The following is a 20,518-nucleotide window of genomic DNA, read 5'->3' as shown; positions in this document are numbered from 1 at the left end:
AGATTATCAGGTCGATTCATGGAACGGGGCTGCCGTGAGATATTCTGCAATATACACTGGGTATATCATGTAGAATGTATCACGGCAGCCCCATATGATCAGTCATTTTAACATTTTTCTACTATATGAATACGGAAACTCTCGTATTCTTCCGTTGCCCTTGGAAGAAGCAGTCCGCCGTTCATCAGTACATCTCCGGGATATTCCTGTCCGTCCACAAGATAAATGCCGTCTTGTTTCAGTCCTTTCAGCCGCATCCAGCGTCCGGGGCCATTGGGATGAATCTGGAGGGCTACGATGCACAGGAGGGCTTCGCTGCCGTCTTCTGCGGCAAATTCCCACCCATGGTATGCCTCTACATTGTCCGGATTGGTGAGCCGGTAGTAATCCCCATATTGAATCAAGTCATAGTATTCCTTAAATTCCTGAATCTGTATTTTTACGGTTTCCATTTCCTCTTCGGACATCGTATTAACATCCAGCTCGTATCCAAAGGTGCCGGACATGGCGACGGTCGCCCGGGTGTTGAGGGGCGTAATCCTTCCGGTCTGCTCATTGGGGCAGTGGGAGACGTGGGAGCCCATGGTACTGACAGGATAGCCGAAGGAAGTGCCGTACTGGATGCTGAGCCGCTCGATGGCATCCGTATCATCACTGCACCAGATTTGCGGCGTGTAGTAAAGCATCCCGGCGTCAAAACGTCCGCCGCCGCCGCTGCAGCCTTCAATCAGCATATCTGGGTAACGCATGATTAACTTCTCAAGCATGTCATAGAGTCCCAGGACATAACGGTGCATGATTTCGCCCTGTCTTTCTCCTGGAAGGACGGCACTGTAGAGGTCGGAGAGACTGCGGTTCAAGTCCCATTTCAGGTATTCAATCCTTGCAGAATCAAGTACCTTACAGATATGGCTGAAAATGTAGTCTCGGACATCCTCCCTGGAAAAGTCCAGTAAAAGCTGCTGTCGGGAGCGGGTCGGGGCCTTGCCCGGAATCTGCATTGCCCATTCCGGATGTTCCCGGTAGAGGTCGCTGTCCTCGTTGATGCCTTCCGGCTCGAACCAGATGCCGAACTGCATGCCTAAATCATGAATCCGGTCAGAGAGTTCCTTTAAGGTGCAGCCCAGTTTCTTTTCATTCACCACCCAGTCGCCAAGACCGGATACATCTAAATCACGTTTGCCGAACCATCCGTCGTCCATGACGAAAAGCTCTATGCCCATTTTGACAGCATCCTTTGCCATCTGTACCAGCTTGTCCCCGTCAAAGTCAAAATACACGCCCTCCCAGTCGTTTAACAGGACCGGACGCCGGGTTCTCGTCCATTTGCCCCGGCACAGGTTGCTTCGGTATGCCTTATGGAAGATGCGGGACAATGTGCCAAGCCCGTGTTCCGAGTATGCCATGGCAGCTTCGGGAGCATAGAAACGTTCTTCAGGTCCAACGCAGTAGCAGAAATTATCGGGATGGATTCCAAGCAGGAGCCGGGTCTGGCCATACTGGTCAAGCTCGGCGCTTCCGATAAAATCACCGCTGTACAGGAAGGAAAAGCCGTAACATCTTCCTTCATCTTCTGTGGCGTCCCGGTCAGACAGAATCAGGAACGGATTGTACTGGTGGCTCGAAGTACCGCGTGTGCTGCCCACAGACTGAACTCCATGATGCAAAGGAGTGCGCTGGCAGTTGCGTTCCTTTACGTGGCGGCCATAGAAGGTGTGCAGGTCATAGTCGCCGTAGAGATAATCGATGCATACGCTCTGGAGGTTTTCCAGATAAATGTCTTCGCCGCTGTGGTTCTCGACGCAGACGGCCCGCGTGATAATGTCCAGGTCTTCCATGACGCCATAGTAGAGATGTACATAGAACATCTGCCGGGTATCCTCAAGGGTGACGACCAATGTATCTGCCTTTGTATTGGAGGAGGATACGCCCGGCAAAGTATCATAGATTGCCGGGAGCCCGGGAAGGGAGTACTTGCCCTCTAAAATCTCATGTTTCAAATAACGCAGCTCACATGCAAATGTTCCGTCCGGATAACGGACTTTCAAAGCCGTAGAGCGGTAGTCCCCGCTGCCGTAGGTAGGGAATTCTTGCGGAAGGGCATCCAGAGAATAAGTCCGGTCCGCCCCCGCATCGTAAGGATTACCAGAGAACCCCCGGTCTGCATATGCAATCCGGTAGGAATAGTCGAAAGCAGAACCAGAACCCTTCATACCAAACCAGGTATGGAGTAATACTCCATACCTGTCTGCTTTCATCTGGTACATACTATGGTCTGTCTGTAATGTGAATAATCTGTTTGTGCTGTCAAATAATATCGCCATAAGTTTGCCCCCATTGAAAAGTGTGAATTTGAAATTATTTTACCGCACCGTTTACCACGCCGTTGATGATCTGCTTCTGGCAAACCAGATAGAAAATCAGGATTGGCAGCAGCGCCAGCAGGTAAGAGGCAAACGCTAAGTTGTAGTTCGTACCGAACTGAGTCTGGAATGTCAACTGTGCCAGAGGCAGTGTGTTGACTCCTGTACCTGACATGATGACGAGCGGCGTCATAACGTCGTTCCAGGTTCCTAAGGCGGTCAGTACGGCAACTGTGGCGTGCATCGGTGTCATGATCGGGAAGATAATCTTCCAGTATGTAGACCATGTGGTAGCGCCGTCCACGAAAGCCGCTTCCTCAAGTGCGATTGGAATGTTCTTTAAATAGCCGGAGTATAGCATTACGTTCATCGGCATATAGAACACAAGGTAGCATAATATAACTCCGAACCAGTTGTCAATACCCATTTGTGCAGTCTGTTTTACCAAAGGCATCATCAGGATTGCGAAAGGTACGAACATACCGCTTACGATGTAGAGGTATGATACTTTGTAGAACTTGCTCTTAGCCATGCTTCTTCCGATTGCATATCCGGCAAGAGAGTGAATCAGGATAGCAAGCACTACGGTCACGACCGTAATCATAACACTGTATCCCAGAGAGTGCCAGAAGTCCGTAACACGCATAGCTTCTGAGAAGTTTTCAAGGCTCCAGGATTTTGGAAGGCTTAACGCCCCGGCAATGTCGTTGGTCATCTCTGACGGCTTCTTAAAAGCAATCACGAGCGCCATATAAAGCGGGAAGATAACAGTCAGACAGCCAACGATTAAAAGGATGGTAAGCGGCCAATTGGTAGTCGCCGCAACTTTATTTTTCTGTTTCATTATAACTGTTCCTCCTTCTTTCCTGTAATAGTAAGCTGGGCTACAGAAATCGCAACGATTACGATGAAGAAGATAACCGCGTTAGCGCTCTGGAATCCAAACTGTCCGCCGCCCATACCATTGTTGTAAATGAGGTAGGAGATGGACTCGGTACTCTGTGCAGGACCACCCTTGGTCAACGCCATGATCTGGTCGAATACCATCAGGAAGTCTTTCATGCTCAATACCATGTTGATGCTGAAGAATGGGATGATCAGCGGGAAAGTCAAAGACTTGAAGCTTAACCATCCGGTGGCGCCGTCGATAGCGCCTGCCTCATATACATCCTCCGGTACGGTCTGAAGGCCGGAGATATAGATGAGGGTGGTCTGTGCGATAGACTGCCATGCAGCAACGATTACGATGGCAATCCATGCAGTCTTGGTGTTGGAAAGCATACTTCCTGTTCCTGTAAGCGCCGGAAGGATGTAGGTGAAAATGTATCCGAAGATGTAACCTACAACCAGTCCGCCTAAGATTCTCGGAACGAAATACATACCCCTCAGTGCGCTCTTAGCACGAATCTTACCATTTAACCCCAGTGCAAGGAGCAGGGCGATTACATTAGTAAGAACCGTTGCCAGAATCGCGAATTTGAAGGTAAAGAGATAGGATTTCCCTACACGTGCGTCCGTAAATAAGTCAGCGTAGTTACGCATTCCTACCCAGTCATAGCTTCCGAACCCTTTGAAGTTCGTGAAACTGTAAATCAGGCCCTTAATCAATGGCAGAGTGTTGAAGCAGAAGAACAATGCCAGGATCGGAACTGTAATTAATAAAAAGGTCTGGTTTCTGCTCAATTTTTTATTCATTATTCATTCCCTCCCTTTTCCTCATATTCCTGTACTTTGCGGATGATGTCACGGTTGTAACGTACCCAGTCGGTGTCGAACTTGTTCAGGAACTTGTCTACGTCGCCGTCTAATAAGAAGGTCTGGATCTGAGCGTCCACACTCATCTCTGCCGGATAGTAGTGATCCTGATAGTCAACCATCTTGCCTTCGTTGATGTAGTCAAGCATGCCGTCAAGAGCCGGAGAAAGTTCAAATTCCTTGTCCTTACATGGAACGGCATTCTGGTCGTCCAGATAAGTCTGGATGGTGGAATCCTCCAGCATGAACTTCAGTACCTCATAGGCAGCTTCCTTGTCCTTGCATTCGTTGGTGACACAGAACTGAAGGTCAACACCAGAGTTCAGGATGTTGTCGTCGGCATTGTCGCATCCCGGCATAACGAAGGAATCAATGTCCATATCCGGATTTACGGACTGGATCTGGGGAACAGCGTAGCTTCCGATACAATACATAGCAGATTCTCCATTTGCGAATGCGGTACATGCGTCATTGTAGTTGTACGCAAACGGATCATCCTGTGCGTGGTCGAGGAGTTCAAGCATCTTCTCGGCAACTTCCGGGTACTCGTCGATAAACTTCGTCTCACCTTTGTTTACCTGACGGCAGACATCTGCAGGAGCTAAGTCACAGGCAAGTGCGTTCCATGGCGCCAGACAGGTCCATACGTCTTTGTAACCGAAGTATAAGGGCTGCTGTCCTGAGGCTTTAATCTCGTCGCACAGGTCCATGAATTCATTCCATGTCGTCGGGATTTCCCACTTGTTTTCCTCAAACATCTCTCTGTTGTACAATACGCCTGCGGCATTGGCAACATAAGGAACTGCGTACACGCCGTCCATCGGAACGAACTCTAAGTTCTTGTCGATGTCTAAGTAGGCCTGCTTGATTAAGGAAAGTCCTTCAAAGTCTGAGATGTCCATCAGCATCTCGGCGTCAAGGAAGTTTGAGAAATTCACGTCGCCGCCGATACCGATGATATCCGGGGCATCCTCCTTGATGAAACGTGTTTTCAGTACAGTCATGGCATCGTTGGGGGATTCGATCTTCAATACGATGTCGTCATGGGACGCGTTGAAGTCGGCCTCCATCTTCTCGAAAGCCTTAACAGCTTCCGGCTTGTACTGAAGCATGGTGATATGGGTCTTTCCGTCTGAGCTGCCTTCGGAGCTGCAGCCACTTGCTGAAAAAGCGGTCCCAATCAGCATTGCTGCCACAAGTGTTGTGGCAATTACTCTCTTTTTCATTCCACACCTCTCCTTTTTCCTTCATGCTTTCGTTAAGTTGCATGAATTTTGATGTATTTACTGGTAAAATGATAGCAGTTTGCTACGCAAAGGTAAATGTTTAGATGAGGCGGGATTTTATCATAATGCGGGATAATAAAGAAAATGTTGAAGTATAGACGAATTATGGTATATAATATTAAAAAAGCATGAATTTTCGTGATTTTCTATAAAAAAGGGAGGTGCAATTTGAGCAAAATCACGAAAATCCAGAAAACTATCCGAAAGACGAGGTAACGCAAAATGACGAATCATTTGTTTTCTGTGTTTCAGGACGAGCGTTTTATGGACCTGACAATATACCAATATGGGTATGAGAAGTGCGAACCATTGCACGCTTTTGGACCTTATGTGCGCAACAATTATCTGTTCCACTATGTAATTTCGGGAAAGGGCTGCCTGCACGCCAACGACGAGAAGGGGGAGGCGGTTCCCTATAACATCGAGGCGGGGAACGGGTTTATCATTGAACCGGGATACGTCAATACGTATTTCGCGGACAATGACCAGCCATGGGAGTATGTGTGGGTGGAATTCGGAGGACTGCGTGCCAAGGAGTGTGTGGAGCTTGCGGGACTGTCCCACAAGTCCCCGGTGTACCGCCTGGCATCTCCGGAATATGGTGAGAGCCTGCAAAAGAGGATGCTTACCATTGTCAAGAGCCAGAACGCGTCGAATATGGAGATGATTGGGCATCTGTATCTGTTTTTGGACTGTCTGATTAAGTATTCTGCATCCAAGAAGCAGTTACAGGGCGGGAAACTCAGTGAATTCTATGCCCGGGAAGCAGTGGTATATATCGAGCATAATTACGACCAGGATATCACAGTGGAGGATATCGCGAGAAAATGCCAGCTTGACCGCAGCTATTTTGGCAAGGTGTTCAAGAAAGTGGTGGGGCAGTCGCCTCAGGAGTTCCTGATTCGTTACCGGATGACGAAGGCGGCGGATGCATTGATTATCGGGGACGATTCGGTGAGTGATATTGGAATGTCGGTGGGGTATCCCAATCTGCTGCACTTTTCCAGGGCGTTTAAGGGGGTATACGGGGTGTCTCCCCGGGAGTACCGGCAGAAGAATAAGATTATAGACAGATAGTTTTAAGTTTTTAAAGTTTTAAGAGGAGTTAGTTTATGATACGTATCAAGGACATTGCCAGAAAGGCGGAGGTAAGCCCTACGACTGTGTCGAATGTGATTCACGGGAACCACAAGAAAGTGTCGGAGGAGACAGTGGAGAAGGTAGAAAAGCTTCTTGCGGAGATGGAATATATCCCCAGCATGGGGGCGAGGATGCTGGCGGGCGGCAGTTCCCGGGTAATCGGGATTCTTGCCGGGGAACCGGACGAATGGAAACATTACGGCGAGGGCCATGCATTTACCAATATATTGATTCGTTCTATGGAGTCGGAAATATATCGGAGAAATTACTATATGCTGCTGCATTTTACGGCAACTGCCAAGGAGGGAATCCAGTTCGCGGCAACATGGAACGTGGAAGGACTGATTACGCTGGGATTCGGCACCCGTGACAATGAGAAGCTGCAGAGAAACTGTAAGGTTCCCATGGTGTCGATTGATACATATTATGAGAAACAGAAGGTGGCGAACGTGGGGCTTGACGACCTGAGCGGAGGATATCTTATGGCGGAATACCTGTTGGAGACGGGGCACAGGAGAATCGCATTCCTGTCGGATAATGATATTGGCGTGGATCATGAGCGGTGGAAGGGAGTATGCCTTGCATGCGGGCAGTACGGGCTTACCTGGCAGTACGGGGCTGGGAAGGATTATGATGTGGCACAGGAGCGTAAAGAGGCGGCAGAGCGGCCCGGAGAATATATGCAGCATATCATCATACCCAAGGAGCAGGAGTCCCGGGCCACTTTTTATAAACAGAACCTTAGGAGGCTTTCTGAGGAGTATGACGCCTTGTTTTTTGCATCAGACTACTATGCGGTGGAGGTGATCGCAGGATTGAACGACATGGGAATCTGTGTGCCTAAGGATGTGTCCGTGGCCGGATTCGACGATACGGAGAGCGCAAGGATGTGCAGGCCCCGGCTGACAACGGTGCATCAGGACGTGGAGGAGAAGGCGCGCCGTGCTGTTAAGAAGTTGTTTGAATTCATTCAGGGAGAAGGCGGGATTTCTATGGCGGACAGGCTTCCTGTAAAGCTGGTGGTTCGTGATTCCGTCAAGAATCGGCGACTGATTATACAAAGTGAATAAAAAAATACGCCTGATTTTGTGCAATATTCCGTTTTGCGTAAAACCTCTTGAAAAACATCATTTTGTATGCTTATAATACCTTTAAATGATAGTTTTGCGCAAAACCTAATACAAATTAAGGAGTGAGAAGCTTTATGGATTTATCGATCTATCGATGCGGGTATGAAAAACAGTGTCCGCTACAGATAAAGCAGTATGAATCTGGCGGTCATTATCTTTTTTGTTACATCATTTCAGGCAGTGGAGTTTTGCGGATGGAGAAGGAAGAAGCCTGCCTTCACACCATATCTGAACGGATGGGGTTCCTGATCGGGCCGGAAGAAGCAGACAGAGCTGAGGTTGTTTCGGACGGCGTGTGGGATTATGTGTGGGTGGAATTCGGTGGGCTTAGGGCAGAGGAATGTGCAAGGATGTCCGGCTTGTGCAGGGAGCAGCCGGTGTATTTGCCCAAGGAGCCGATGCAGGGCGACGAACTTCTCGAAAGTTTGATTGAATTGTTAAAAAGTGTGGAAGAGTGTCCGTTGCGGGCTACGGGATATCTGTATATTTTCGTGGACTGCCTGATACGGACGTCCCGTTTCCGCAGACCGGCGTCTGAGGGACAAAGCAGTGAAGAGTATGTGAGGGGTGCAATCCAGTATATTAAGCAGAATTATTACCGCCATATTTCGGTAGAAGAATTGGCGAGGCAGTGCTGGCTGGACCGGAGTTATTTCGGCAAGGTCTTCAAATCCATTACGGGCCAGTCGCCCCAGAGGTTCCTGATTCATTTCCGTATGGAGAGGGCTGCTGCGGAATTGAAGGAAGGAAAGGCGCCTATTGGGGACGTGGGAGCGTCTGTGGGATACCCTAATCTGCTTCATTTTTCCAGAGCGTTTAAAGGTGTGTATGGGATGTCGCCCAGGGAGTACAGGCAGAAGAACCGGGGGACACAAAGGACTGTATGAGAAAAAGGACAGTATAAGAATGGGGGCGGCCGGGAAGCGCTATTATCGCATTTCCCGGCTGTCTCCTTTTTCGGGATTTCCGGCTCTTTTCCAATCGGGATTTGGCAGAGATTTGTCGGTTAGGCATTGACATCTCTTAGGAAATTGGGTATCATTAGCTTTAATGAGTAAAAGCACTAAAGTGAAAGCGGATATTGTGAAATTCAACAGCAGTGAAAGATATGCGGGGACCGCAGGCTGCTTTGAGTAAGAAAGGGGATTTTTTAATGCCGATTACGGATATTTTAGAGAAGAACTGCCGGCTGTACGGGGATGACGTATGTCTGGTGGAGATTAATCCGGAGATGCCGGAGACTAGACGTGTGACCTGGAAGGAGTATGAATTGATTGAGCCGGTACGCGCGTCTTATTACCGGCGGGAGATTACCTGGAATGTTTTCAACGAGAAATCCAACCGTTTTGCGAATCTTCTGTTGGAGCGGGGGATTAAAAAGGGGGATAAAGTGGCGATTCTTTTGATGAATTGCCTGGAGTGGCTGCCGATTTATTTTGGGATATTGAAGACAGGCGCGTTGGCTGTGCCGCTGAATTTCCGTTATTCGGCAGAGGAGATTCAGTATTGCGTGGATTTGGCCGAGGTGGATGTGCTGGTGTTCGGGCCGGAGTTCATCGGGCGTGTGGAGGAGATTGCGGACAGTATCAGCAAACATCGGCTTCTGTACTATGTAGGGGACGGCTGCCCGGGGTTTGCGGAGGATTATACGATGCATTCCGCCAACTGCTCCAGCCAGTCTCCTAAGATTGATATTAATGACGACGACTATGCGGCGATCTATTTCTCATCGGGGACGACGGGATTTCCGAAAGCGATTTTACATACCCATGAGGCGCTGCTGCATTCTGCCAAGGTGGAACAGAACCATCATGGACAGACGAAGGATGATGTGTTCTTATGCATTCCTCCGCTATATCATACGGGGGCGAAGATGCATTGGTTCGGAAGTTTCCTGACCGGAGGGAAGGCGGTGCTTTTGAAGGGGACGAACCCGGAGTTCATCCTCCGTGCCGTGTCTGAGGAGAAGTGTACGATTGTGTGGCTTTTGGTTCCTTGGGCGCAGGATTTACTGCTTGCCTTAGACAGCGGGAAGATTAAGCTTGAGATGTACCAGCTTGATCAGTGGCGGCTTATGCATATCGGCGCCCAGCCGGTTCCGCGCAGCCTGATTAAGCATTGGAAGGAGTATTTCCCGCATCACCAGTATGATACGAACTATGGGCTGAGCGAATCCATTGGGCCTGGCTGCGTCCATCTGGGCGTGGAGAACATCCACAAGGTCGGCGCGATTGGAAAGGCTGGTTTTGGCTGGGAGACAAAGATTATTGACGAGCAGGGGAATCCGGTAGAGCAAGGGAAAACAGGCGAACTTGCGGTCAAAGGCCCGGGGGTTATGGTAGAATATTATAATGACAAGAAGGCGACCGAAGAGGTGCTTCATGACGGGTGGCTGTATACCGGAGATATGGCGATGGAAGATGAGGATGGCTTTATCTTCCTGGTAGACCGGAAGAAGGATGTAATCATCAGCGGCGGTGAGAATATCTATCCGGTGCAGATTGAGGATTTCCTGCGGACGAATGATGCGATTCTGGATGTTGCGGTGATTGGTCTGCCGGATGAGCGGTTAGGCGAGATTGCGGCGGCGATTATCGCGCTGAAGCCTGGCGTGATCTGTATGGAGGACGATATCGACCAGTTTTGTAAGAAGCTTCCGAGGTACAAGCGGCCCAGAAAGGTGATATTCGCAGATGTGCCGCGGAATGCGACAGGGAAGATTGAGAAGCCGAGGTTAAGGGAGATGTATGGGGCGGCGCATCTGGTAGAAGAGCAGAACCGGAGATAAGAAAAGCAGAGGGTGTCCTCTGCTTTTCTTATGTGTTATTTAAGATATCCCTTACTTTGCTGCTTTTTCGGCAAATTCGGTTGTCACGAGCTCTTTGTACGGAGCGCGTTCGCTAAGCTCCCCGGCTTCTTCAAGGATATCCTGCAGGAGATTGAAGCTCTCTTCTTCAAAAATCAGGTTTTCTTTCCAGGTGTCCTGATCATAGTAGCGTGTGACGATGGTGGTGATGGTTTCCTGGTCTGTCTCTTTGAACTGAGGAGCGATGATGGCTGCAATCTCTTCCGGCGTATGGGACTGTACATAGTCCATGCCTTTCTGCAGTGCGTTGGTGAATCCCTGGATGACTTCCGGGTGGTCTTCCATATAGCTTTTCTTTGCGGAGAAAGCGGTGTATGGGACATAGCCGCTGTCGGTTCCGAGGGAGGCTACAACGTAGCCTTTGCCTTCTTTTTCAAGGGTGGTGGCGCCTGGCTCGAATTCAACCGTGAAATCGCCCTGGTTTTCCGCAAATGCGGCGGCGGTGGAGCCGAAGTCGATGCTCTGGTCAATGTTCACATCCTTGGCGGGGTCGATTCCATTCTGCTTTAGAATGTATTCAAATACCATTTCAGGCATGCCACCTGTTGATATCACTATTATGTAAATAATTAGTATATCATTTATTGATATCATATTCAGACGGTATGCCATGATTAAAATTTGCCATGATTTCCTCAATTTCTGTTTTGCTTTTTACAATGGTATAGGGGTTTAGCTTGTTTTCACAAGGTTTTACAATCCCCATCTCAATCATCTTTGTGATATATGGTAGCACAGATTTTTTTGATTTGGAATATCCCATGTCTGTGAGGTGTTTTGAAAGATATTTAGCCGAGGTAAAGCCTCTGTCATCATCTTTTATTAAGCGCATAGTTGCCAGGGTGATATCATTTTCATGGTGGTTTAATTCTTCAGCGGCACTATAATGCACCAGTCCAGATAAGCCATATTTTAATTCTATTTCCGGCAGACCATTTTCATCAACCTCAATCCGTTCTATTAGAATCTCAATATCTTTGCGGCTCAAAGTTCCTTTCAGGAGAATATCATCTACAACTTCAAGTGCTGTATGCAGTTTGTCTTGTACATCAGGAGTTTCCAATTTTGTGTGTTTCAGCTCGTCATGCTTCCATTCAAGGGCATGGATACGTGCTGTTAAATCCTGCTGTATGGAATCATAGCTTTCTTTGATCAAATCTTCATTACCAGGATTACCGGCAATGTCTTTGATTTTTTGAGAAAATAGCGTTTGCAATTGTTTTTTTACTTCTGCGATATCTTCCTGGATAGAAGCACATTTTTCTTCCAATGTTTTCTGTTCTGCAACAAAATCTTTCATATCATAGGTAGCTATAATTTCACAAAGAGCGTTTCGGCACATGCGGATGTACTTCACTACATCCTCCATGAGGTCTTGTTCTTCAATCAAATGCGCCTTTGGGCAATAACGTTTCCCTTTGGTATTATAGGTACTGCAAATGTAATACTTGCGTACTCTGGCCGAAGTCTGCCGTTCAATGGGTGTGAGCTTGCTGCCGCAATCCTTGCAGTAAAGACAGCTTCCAAAGGGATTCGGCATTTCAGAACCAATCCATTGTCCGTGACTGCCTTTATAGCGGGATTTTGTACGCTTTTCCTTTAGCTCCTGTACCAGATCATAAGTCATTTTGTCAATGATCGGCGAATGATGATTTTCAAAAATATACTGTTCATCCTTCGGGACACGCTTGTCCTTTCCATGAACAGTATTTCTGGCTCTTTTCCGTAAACGGAAAGTACCGATATAAAAATCATTATTCAATATATCTCTTACCATTCCATCAGACCAAACGGAGGCGACATGATGATTTGTATTTCTTCCTTCTTCCAATTCTCGTTCTCTGCGGATCATGGATGGAGTAGGGGCACCTTGCTGTGTAAGGTAAGTAGATATTTTCCGATAGCCACAGCCTTGAATATATAAATCGTAAATCAATTTGATATATTCTGCTTCTTTTGGTACGATTTCAAAAGTTTTTTTCTTTGTCTCTGTTCTCTTATATCCAAATGGCGGCTGCGTTATAAGTGTACCTTCTTTTTGCTTTGCGCCTAACGCATGACGGATTTTCTTGCTTGTATCTTTGACATAGCGTTCATTAAACCAGGTCGTAATGCCTATCGTATCATCCTCTGATATTTCGTTGTCGTAATGATCATCAACAACGATCAGGTGTTTGCCTCGTTCTTGAAATTCATCCAGCAGAAGCAGTATCTTGGCGTTATGTCTGCCCAATCTCGAAAAATCTTTTACAAAAACAGTATCAATGCCTTTGTCTAAATCCTCCATAAGCTGATTAAAACCAGGGCGGTCAAAGATATAGCCGGAAACGCCGTCATCCTCATACCAACGGTCTATAACCAGGTTCTTATCAGCCGCATATTGAGTGATGATTAATTTCTGATTTTCGATAGAAGAATAATTCCGTTTGTCATCATCTTTGGATAATCGCACATATCCTGCGTTCATGGGTTTACATCCTTTCCTTATGATTGTCCTGTTAAACATGGCATAGTGGCATATCAAATGTATTTAAAAGTAAATAATATTCATTTTATTATGTAAATATGGTTTTTGATCAAGGCTTTTATTCCTTCCTGAATATCACGATCAGCCGGGCCATCCTTAAATGTAACAACCCGGAATCCCATTCTTGTGTATTTCTCTTTCATTTTTGTATATTCTTCTAGTGAAGAATAATCGTCACGCCAAAGATAATATGTTGGCTGTTTCAAGTTATCACATCCCTTCTGGCTTCTAAATCAATATATGAGTTATTATCTTTTACTGTGCCTGTACTATCAGAAAGAAATAGTATGAAATTTTATTGACTCATCATCCATTTTGGCAAGGAAAGCAGGATGGGAGCATTACGAATGATTTTGCGGAACAGAAGAAGATTCAATTAGTTCCAGGATTACCGCAAAAATAGATTACAGCCCTGTGGCTACAAAATCTTTATGGAAATAAACCGTGGCGTATGGTATACTGCTGGTAAGGGAGATTATAAGATTTAAGGGGAGATGATGCCGTGAGAAAGCTTGAATATACGTTTAAAACGGATACACTATTCAAAATGCTGTTTGTGCAGTATCCGGAACTTTTGAAGAAAATGGTCGCAGACCTGCTTGGGATATCATTGGAAAGCATCGGGCAGTTTGTGATACGTAACCCGGAGATGCCTCCTGAGAATCTTGGGGACAAATTCTGCAGGCTGGATATTAACATGACCGTGAATGGGCAGCGTGTCGATCTGGAAGTGCAGGTCAGCAATGAGGGAGATTATCCAGACAGGGTAATGTATTACTGGGCGAGGGAGTTTTCGTCGGCGTTGCTTACCGGACAGGGCTATTCCACGCTGCCACGCACGATTGTTATCAGCATTATAGATTTCATATTGTTTGAATGTGAAGAATATCATTCATTCTTCCAACCTCTGGAAGTTACACGTCATACGCTGCTGTCAGATAAAATGGGATTTCATTTTTTCGAGTTACCAAAGCTTCCCGCCGATGTCAGCGAGGATAATATGTTGCTGTTATGGCTTTCGCTGTTCAGGGCAGAAACGGAAGAGGAATTGGAAAAGATTAAAGAAATGGAGGTGCCGGTTATGAGTCAGGCGATTAATGCTTATTATACGATTACTGCTTCGTCAGAGTTCCGTGAGAAAGAAAGGCTACGAGCGAAGGCAAGACATGACGAGGCACAGGCATTGTATAATGCCAGAAAGGAAAGAGATATTGAAATAGCCAAAAAACTTCTTAATCGGAATAGACCAGTTGATGAAATTGTAGAAGATACCGGATTGACCTATGAGGAAGTTGAAGATTTGCGCATAAAAAGTTGAGTGTATTCAAATAGAGCCGGGAGAACTGCTAATGCATTCCCGGTTCTATTATTGGATTCAATAAAGCCGGATTCATTATTAAGATGATACCTGAATAAATAGACAATTTGGAGGAAACGCCATAATGGATAATAGAAGTAAGGGTAGTTTTTGTCTGCGCAATGTGGCTTACTGGATTTGATGTAAAGTGTTTGTCGTGCCTGTATTTAGATAAGCCTTTAAAAGCACACACTCTGATGCAGACCATCGCAAGGGCGAACCGCGTAGCAGAGGGTAAGAGTAACGGACTTATTATTGATTATATTGGTATTGTAAAAGCGCTTCGCAAAGCCCTTGCCGATTATACGGCAAATGTAGGCGGCAGAAATACGGACCCAACAACTGATAAGGGAGAACTAATAAAAAGGGTTTTAGAAGTGATAGATGCGGCAGATGCATTTTTACGCAGAAAGGGTTTTATATTAAATGACCTTGTGACGGCGAAGGATTTTGCTAAACTTGCGTTATTACAGGAAGCAGCAAATGTTGTATCTGACAGTAAAGAGAGTAAAAAACAATTCATGACTTATGGCAATGAGCTTCATCGTATAATGAAATATCTCGACAGGCATGATATTTCAGATAGTGATAGGAAAAAGAAGGATGCTGTGACTGCAATATTTGATGAATTAAAGAAAAAGAGGAAGTATGTGGATACCGTTGATCTGATGGTACAGATTAATGGGATTTTAGGTGAATATATTGTGATAGAGCAGACATCCAAAAAACGAAGTATGGCAAAGCGTTTTGATATCAGTAAAATTGATTTTGATCTGCTTCGCAGGGAGTTTGCTAAAGTGAAAAAGAAAAATCTAATGTTCATAGAATTGAATGAACTTATCCGGATGCGCTTAGATAGCATGATCAAGAATAATCCTAAACGTGTGGATTATTATGAGCGCTATCAAAAGATTATCGAAGAATATAACCAGGAGCAGGACAGAGCCAATACCGAAAAGACATTTATGGAACTTATGAACCTGGCAAATTCTATGAATCGGGAAGAACGGAGATATGTCCGTGAAGGCTTCACAAGTGATGAAGAATTGTCATTATATGATATGCTTTTTGATGAAAATCTCTCCAAGGAAGATATCAAGAAGATTAAAAAGGTTGCGGTAGATTTACTTGATAAGATTAAGGGGAAGATTTCTGAGCTTGACCATTGGACGGATAAGCAAGAAACGAAGGCAGAGATAGATACACTTATTGGAAAAATTTTGTGGGAAGAGCTGCCGGAGTGCTATTCGGATCAAGCGATATTTACATACAGGCAGAAAATCTATGAGTATGTCTATATGAAGTACAAAGAAGTGGCGTAGCAATAGTAATCAAAAATATTTATATCATGTAAAGCCTGCGATCGGGGAGGGTGCCAAGGCCCCTCTCTTTTTCTAGTGAAAATATTATTTGTAGAGAAATGAGTACGAGTAAAACTTTCATCAAATACTGCTATCTGCAATTTCTTCGTATGGTTCATTTAATCCACCCAATTACATAGAATTATAATAGTCTTTAAATTTACATTATATAGTGGCGTACACCTTTTCTTCCGCCAAGAACATTCGTCCCTTTGAGTGCGTCCCAAGTAAAATCGGGCATTTCTTCCCGTGCTACCAGGAAGTTCCCGGCGCGCTGGGTCAGTTGTGCGAAGTTTACCACATAATCGTTGGCGCCTTCGTTATAAGTATAGATGGAAGCTTCTGAACCCATGAAACCAATATCGGCGCTTCCGGAGATTACAGCGGTCATTGTTTTGTCTGCGCCAAAACCAGTAATCAATTCGAGCTCAATGCCCTCGTCTTCAAAGTATCCTTCTTCGATTGCGACATACATCGGAGCATAGAAGATGGAGTGGGCTACTTCATTTAAGATGACTTTCGTCGATTCTGGAAGTGTTTCCTCCTTTTTAGTATCATCTGACGTCTCTGTCGTTTCTTTTTTCGGTGCGGTAGTTTCCGTGTCATTTTCTTTGGATGAGCACGCCAACAGGGTTGTGAATGACAAGGCAATCACAAGAGTGGCAGCAAGTAAACGCTTTTTCATACATATCCTCCTTTAAATTCCTAATGGTATAGTATATTCGGGGGAGAATATTGTGTGAAAACGGAATAACTTCAATAAAGGCTTTACACCGCTATCATCGGTTGATAAAATGGCTGTGCCTCCACCAAGCCGGACTGGGAGCTCCTCCCTTTATCTCCCTGTGGCAAGGAGGACGGCACTCACCTTCGTTATAAGTATAGATTCTTGAAACTTATCGTTTGCAATATTATCATTTTGGCATTATAACATTAATGATAATTGTAACACCTACACCAAATAGAAATCCGGTCATTGCTCGTCGTAAATTAGTGCTAGGAATTCCCTTTAAATACTGTAGATTACCATCTATTATCATTGGAAACATTAAAGTAATTCCCCAAATTATATTCTTTTGCAGGATGAAAGTTTGCTTCAATTGTATAGCGATTAAAGTAACAATAATACCTACAATTACCATAGAACATCTCCAGCAAAGTAAAAAGGTATGCCCCATGATATTCGGCGCACATTCTGGCTTTTTATTGCAAATTGGAAATACTAACCTCATAATATTACTTCCTGCTATTTAAATAAGAGCAAAAAAGACATACCAAGATAATAACGATAATGACAACAACATAAATCATAAAATATGTACCCCCATCCTAAAATAATATTAAAAAGTAAATTGATCTTATCTTCCAAGTCTTAGACAACCTGTAAATAACTCATCCATTCTTCTTCAAAATCAATGCCCATATCAAAAACTTCATTAATCTTATCTAAATAAGGCAATGCTTCATCTTTATACATGTTTAACTCAATTATCGAATTTTTTATACTTGCTATTTCTGACTCTATCTCTTGTATTTGCTCGTCAAACACTTGTCTGCCTTCCTGTAACAGTTCATTCCTTGATGAAAGCAACCGCTCATTTTCCTCTTCAAATATATTTTCTATATTCGACACTAAGAAACCATATTTTGTATTAAATAAATCCAATTTACTAAGCATTAACATAATAATATTGGTTGACAATATCGTCACTATAATCTGTAATGGTTCCATAAGAAAGTCAGGTAAATGAAATTGAGTTTCTAAATATTCAAACAAAATTTCCATAACAACGGTTGTAACCGTAGCCGCTAGAATTTTTGTAATGGAATCTGCCTTTTGACTTGCAGATGACTCTTTCTGCGCCAAAACTTTAACACAATTTATCAAAGATAAGGTTACATCTTTGATCACCTTCACAATACGTTTTGCCGTAGCTTTCACGATTTCTATGATACAATCAAAAAATGACTTTATAAATTTATGAAATGTATTACCTGCTATATTCTTAAATATTTCTTTCATTTTACTCTGTACATATTTTGTGACCCGATTTCCCGCTTTTTTTAATTCTTTAAAAAATGTATCCAGAGTAATATCTTTTTGTTTCAGGATAGTCTGTGTTTCAAATATCATCGGCGGCATAACATAATAAACGATTTGTCCTGCTAAAATTTTTCCGACACTCGATATCGTCTCCTTCCCCGCTTTTTTTGATATCTTTTGATAATCAGCGGATTTTAAAATTACTAAACTTTCTTTATTCTGAGAGTTTTTAATATTTTCTACCAATTTTTCCTTTACATCTTTTTTTACTTTTCCATTCGCATCTAAATATCCTTCCTCCTGCAGTTTTTTTAGTTTATTCCCACTGGGCGTTTCTTTTTCCCATTGAGCAATTGTAGCTTCAGCCAACTGCTGGGGTGTTGCTTTATATGTAATATCTAAGACATTTTCTCCATTTTTCTGCCTAGTCTTCATATTTTTTGCGTTTAAATATTCCACTTTTCCATTTACTTCACAAACCCGGACATCTCCTTTGGATGAATTCGCAGAACCATGTATCATCTGCATATTATCCTCTGAATTATAAAACTTTCTAATTTCTTCCACCTTTTCTTTTTTAATAAATTGCTCATTGTATGATGCCGACTCTCTTGCCTGGATATGGTCTGCCTGCAGTTCACTGACGGAGACTTCTTTACCGTTCTTGATAATTGTTCTGCTTTTTCCTTCTTTACCTGTAAGTTCATCAAAAATTTTGCCATCTTCTGTTGTTTTTAAATTCCGATATGCTTTTTTCCCTTTTGAATCTAAAGGATCATTTGCCCTATCAATCGTAAACAGTTGCTTTTGGGCTTCTCTGCAAGTATCTGAAATGCTTTTAAGGGTTCTGGAATTTATCCCATCAGTGTAGTTATAATAAGCTTTTCGGATACCCTCATCGGTATGGAAAATATCCGTATCATTATCATAGGAAAAATGCAAAAATCTATCGTACAGCTGATCTACCGTAATATAATAATCACTCATATCAAAATACCGCCTAACTACTTCGCCGGCCAAATCGCGCCCTATATTTTGAACTAGCATTGTGCCAAAATTATTATCGAGCAGCTCACGAGAACGCATATTGATTTTTTCAACTGCATCCAAATACAATTTTCTTTCCTGTTCTGCCAGAGAATCTCTTTCTTCTAAAAGTATCTTAATATTTTTTGTCTGCCATATTAAACGCTCCTGTTAAACATTAAATATTTATCAACATTATCCTTCTGTCCTAATAATACTTTTTTGTTTTCTTCCATTATTTCTATATCTTCTGCTACAATAACCTCATTATTTAACAATTTCGTCAGAATTGGAGTCGTATATATCTTACATGCAATTACATAGAACATAAATGTATTTCTTACAAAAAGAAAATGTTTTTGGTACTGGGTATCTTGAATAATTTCAAGATTATTTATAAATTTTATGTTTGTAATTGCTTGTTCAGCAAGGACCACATTTTTCAGACATAGTGTTTGAAAAAAAGCCTCTACCACATCTAACTCAGGCAAAATAACTCTTGCGATATAATCAGCTATAAATTCAACACAAAAAATGTATAACTCAGCAATACGACAATTCTGCTCAATTTCATCTTTTTTAATTCCAAGTTGTGACAATGTCTCATCTATTTCCAGACGAAAATCGTTTAATCGCTCTCTCATAGACAAATTCTGTTGCTTGGTTTTCATTGTCATTCCAATAGGTGTCAAGAAAAAGGTATTATTAAAAACTTCTCCCTGGCTCCAATCAATTTCAAATATATAATTTTCGATTATTTCATATTGTTGTTCCGGCAGGGTAATCTCATATTTTTCTCTTTCTTCTGCGTATGCGCCGATGGACTTGGTATTTCCAAACTTTCCAAGGAAACCACCTAAACGGACAATTTTAGGTTCAATCTGATTTTTACGAAGCAGATTAATTTTTTGTATGAATGAGTTGAATTCTTTAATCTTCTCATTAATTTCTTCTACTTTTTGTTTCACCATAAATTTAAAGTCATCATACATCTCTTTAAATTGCTCTACTAACACACGTCTTTCTTTTTCTCCTGTCACGGTCTGAACTTTATCTGCACACCAATCTAATGCACTACTTAGCCATCCCATCTGCTGTACCTCCATAATAAACAAAATCTCTACTAATTCTTAAATCCCGACTTGCAACAATTTGTCCATCTTTTACTACAAATTCTATATTCCCATTTTTTCTCACCACAAAATTATTCTTTCTGCCTTTCACTATAAAATTTCCTTCCTCACAGGAATAGTGTTCATATACCTTTTTTTCTTTGCTTTTCTGTAACTTTTTAATGAAAACATAAAGAAAAATAGCAACTACTAAAATTATTAAATAAATCATTTGTCTTTCTTTCCTCCTTGGTTTTATTTGTAACTTGAAATCTTTGGTATCTTTTCTTGTATGAAAAAGCGAACGAACTCTGATATCATCATTTTCATCCCCAGAACACTCCACGTATCTGATTTCCCAGTTACAGAAAAATGAAAAAGGCATAGCCGCAATATTGAAATTGGGCTATGCCTTGCAGAATGGAGTATACGGGACTTGAACACATCAACCCCTATCCTAAGACTTTATGTTTCCATAGTTTTGCTTTAAATACGCCGTTTAAAGCACTTTTAAATGTTCTTATAAAAACTGGTGTCGTCGTCCCGTAGCC

The 20,518-nt window shown here is 43.4% G+C and carries 17 protein-coding genes and 1 pseudogene; 6 read left to right on the top strand and 12 right to left on the bottom strand.

Translation table 11 applies throughout. The features are described from left to right. Positions 1-107: 107 nt before the first annotated feature. The 4 genes from AC6I3O_RS18245 to AC6I3O_RS18230 are packed head-to-tail and all read right to left on the bottom strand — an operon-like array spanning position 108 to position 5,344. Entirely contained in the window at positions 108-2,324 is a 2,217-nt protein-coding gene (locus tag AC6I3O_RS18245) for an alpha-galactosidase (protein ID WP_497852066.1), read from the bottom strand. Positions 2,325-2,358: 34 nt separating this feature from the next. After that, positions 2,359-3,207 (bottom strand): carbohydrate ABC transporter permease, encoded by an 849-nt coding sequence (locus tag AC6I3O_RS18240; RefSeq protein WP_497852065.1) that lies wholly within the window; start codon positions 3,205-3,207, stop codon positions 2,359-2,361. Beyond that, complete coding sequence (locus AC6I3O_RS18235; protein WP_497852064.1) at positions 3,207-4,058, bottom strand: carbohydrate ABC transporter permease; 852 nt, start codon at positions 4,056-4,058, stop codon at positions 3,207-3,209. Before AC6I3O_RS18235 ends, AC6I3O_RS18240 begins: the two co-directional genes overlap by 1 nt. Beyond that, the gene (locus AC6I3O_RS18230) at positions 4,058-5,344 is read right to left on the bottom strand and encodes an ABC transporter substrate-binding protein (protein WP_497852063.1); all 1,287 of its coding nucleotides are present in this window, start codon (positions 5,342-5,344) and stop codon (positions 4,058-4,060) included. Before AC6I3O_RS18230 ends, AC6I3O_RS18235 begins: the two co-directional genes overlap by 1 nt. 282 nt (positions 5,345-5,626) lie before the next feature. On the opposite strand from AC6I3O_RS18230, the gene AC6I3O_RS18225 reads away from it, so the two are divergent. From AC6I3O_RS18225 to AC6I3O_RS18210, 4 genes are all read left to right on the top strand, one after another. Beyond that, positions 5,627-6,481 (top strand): AraC family transcriptional regulator, encoded by an 855-nt coding sequence (locus AC6I3O_RS18225; RefSeq protein WP_497852062.1) that lies wholly within the window; start codon positions 5,627-5,629, stop codon positions 6,479-6,481. Positions 6,482-6,516: 35 nt separating this feature from the next. Then, complete coding sequence (locus AC6I3O_RS18220) at positions 6,517-7,614, top strand: LacI family DNA-binding transcriptional regulator (RefSeq protein WP_497852061.1); 1,098 nt, start codon at positions 6,517-6,519, stop codon at positions 7,612-7,614. A 134-nt stretch (positions 7,615-7,748) separates the two neighbouring features. Then, the gene (locus tag AC6I3O_RS18215; protein WP_497852060.1) at positions 7,749-8,561 is read left to right on the top strand and encodes an AraC family transcriptional regulator; all 813 of its coding nucleotides are present in this window, start codon (positions 7,749-7,751) and stop codon (positions 8,559-8,561) included. Positions 8,562-8,827: 266 nt separating this feature from the next. Continuing rightward, positions 8,828-10,462, top strand: a complete 1,635-nt coding sequence (locus AC6I3O_RS18210; RefSeq protein WP_497853511.1) for a class I adenylate-forming enzyme family protein — start codon at positions 8,828-8,830, stop codon at positions 10,460-10,462. Between the two features lie 51 nt (positions 10,463-10,513). Here the strand turns inward: AC6I3O_RS18210 and AC6I3O_RS18205 are convergent. The 3 genes and pseudogenes from AC6I3O_RS18205 to AC6I3O_RS18195 all read right to left on the bottom strand — a co-directional run. Next, positions 10,514-11,083: pseudogene (locus tag AC6I3O_RS18205) on the bottom strand (ABC transporter substrate-binding protein); the annotation flags it as partial. 34 nt (positions 11,084-11,117) lie between these two features. Next, the gene (locus tag AC6I3O_RS18200; protein ID WP_497852059.1) at positions 11,118-13,007 is read right to left on the bottom strand and encodes a recombinase family protein; all 1,890 of its coding nucleotides are present in this window, start codon (positions 13,005-13,007) and stop codon (positions 11,118-11,120) included. An 80-nt stretch (positions 13,008-13,087) separates the two neighbouring features. Continuing rightward, a complete protein-coding gene (locus AC6I3O_RS18195; protein ID WP_497852058.1) occupies positions 13,088-13,273 on the bottom strand; it encodes a hypothetical protein in 186 nt (61 codons plus the stop codon). Positions 13,274-13,569: 296 nt separating this feature from the next. Here AC6I3O_RS18195 and AC6I3O_RS18190 point away from each other — a divergent pair, with 296 nt between their 5' ends. Both AC6I3O_RS18190 and AC6I3O_RS18185 read left to right on the top strand, forming a co-directional pair. After that, positions 13,570-14,385: an Rpn family recombination-promoting nuclease/putative transposase gene (locus tag AC6I3O_RS18190; RefSeq protein ID WP_497852057.1), complete on the top strand. Its 816-nt coding sequence runs from the start codon at positions 13,570-13,572 to the stop codon at positions 14,383-14,385. Between the two features lie 128 nt (positions 14,386-14,513). Next, complete coding sequence (locus tag AC6I3O_RS18185) at positions 14,514-15,746, top strand: type I restriction enzyme endonuclease domain-containing protein (RefSeq protein WP_497853509.1); 1,233 nt, start codon at positions 14,514-14,516, stop codon at positions 15,744-15,746. A gap of 199 nt (positions 15,747-15,945) precedes the next feature. Here AC6I3O_RS18185 and AC6I3O_RS18180 read toward each other — a convergent pair whose 3' ends face one another. The 5 genes from AC6I3O_RS18180 to AC6I3O_RS18160 all read right to left on the bottom strand — a co-directional run bounded on the left by AC6I3O_RS18180 (position 15,946) and on the right by AC6I3O_RS18160 (position 20,313). Beyond that, complete coding sequence (locus tag AC6I3O_RS18180; protein ID WP_497852056.1) at positions 15,946-16,470, bottom strand: ABC transporter substrate-binding protein; 525 nt, start codon at positions 16,468-16,470, stop codon at positions 15,946-15,948. A gap of 229 nt (positions 16,471-16,699) precedes the next feature. Further along, on the bottom strand, positions 16,700-17,017 hold the full coding sequence (locus tag AC6I3O_RS18175) for a DUF2085 domain-containing protein (RefSeq protein WP_497852055.1): 318 nt from the start codon (positions 17,015-17,017) through the stop codon (positions 16,700-16,702). 140 nt (positions 17,018-17,157) lie between these two features. Beyond that, the gene (locus tag AC6I3O_RS18170; RefSeq protein ID WP_497852054.1) at positions 17,158-18,939 is read right to left on the bottom strand and encodes a hypothetical protein; all 1,782 of its coding nucleotides are present in this window, start codon (positions 18,937-18,939) and stop codon (positions 17,158-17,160) included. Positions 18,940-19,013: 74 nt separating this feature from the next. Then, complete coding sequence (locus AC6I3O_RS18165) at positions 19,014-19,946, bottom strand: hypothetical protein (protein WP_497852053.1); 933 nt, start codon at positions 19,944-19,946, stop codon at positions 19,014-19,016. Continuing rightward, complete coding sequence (locus AC6I3O_RS18160) at positions 19,930-20,313, bottom strand: hypothetical protein (RefSeq protein WP_497852052.1); 384 nt, start codon at positions 20,311-20,313, stop codon at positions 19,930-19,932. The genes AC6I3O_RS18165 and AC6I3O_RS18160 overlap by 17 nt, the downstream gene beginning before the upstream one ends. Positions 20,314-20,518 lie beyond the last annotated feature (205 nt).

The sequence above is a fragment of the Sporofaciens sp. St.21A7 genome (assembly GCF_059728535.1).
This window is presented reverse-complemented; position numbering and strand designations above follow the sequence as displayed.

Bases quoted from the DNA above. Each gene is read 5' to 3' on its own strand.
- AC6I3O_RS18245 (WP_497852066.1), bottom strand. From the start codon at position 2,324: ATGGCGATATTATTTGACAGCACAAACAGATTATTCACATTACAGACA.
- AC6I3O_RS18240 (WP_497852065.1), bottom strand. From the start codon at position 3,207: ATGAAACAGAAAAATAAAGTTGCGGCGACTACCAATTGGCCGCTTACC.
- AC6I3O_RS18235 (WP_497852064.1), bottom strand. From the start codon at position 4,058: ATGAATAAAAAATTGAGCAGAAACCAGACCTTTTTATTAATTACAGTT.
- AC6I3O_RS18230 (WP_497852063.1), bottom strand. From the start codon at position 5,344: ATGAAAAAGAGAGTAATTGCCACAACACTTGTGGCAGCAATGCTGATT.
- AC6I3O_RS18225 (WP_497852062.1), top strand. From the start codon at position 5,627: ATGACGAATCATTTGTTTTCTGTGTTTCAGGACGAGCGTTTTATGGAC.
- AC6I3O_RS18220 (WP_497852061.1), top strand. From the start codon at position 6,517: ATGATACGTATCAAGGACATTGCCAGAAAGGCGGAGGTAAGCCCTACG.
- AC6I3O_RS18215 (WP_497852060.1), top strand. From the start codon at position 7,749: ATGGATTTATCGATCTATCGATGCGGGTATGAAAAACAGTGTCCGCTA.
- AC6I3O_RS18210 (WP_497853511.1), top strand. From the start codon at position 8,828: ATGCCGATTACGGATATTTTAGAGAAGAACTGCCGGCTGTACGGGGAT.
- AC6I3O_RS18200 (WP_497852059.1), bottom strand. From the start codon at position 13,007: ATGAACGCAGGATATGTGCGATTATCCAAAGATGATGACAAACGGAAT.
- AC6I3O_RS18180 (WP_497852056.1), bottom strand. From the start codon at position 16,470: ATGAAAAAGCGTTTACTTGCTGCCACTCTTGTGATTGCCTTGTCATTC.
- AC6I3O_RS18175 (WP_497852055.1), bottom strand. From the start codon at position 17,017: ATGAGGTTAGTATTTCCAATTTGCAATAAAAAGCCAGAATGTGCGCCG.
- AC6I3O_RS18165 (WP_497852053.1), bottom strand. From the start codon at position 19,946: ATGGGATGGCTAAGTAGTGCATTAGATTGGTGTGCAGATAAAGTTCAG.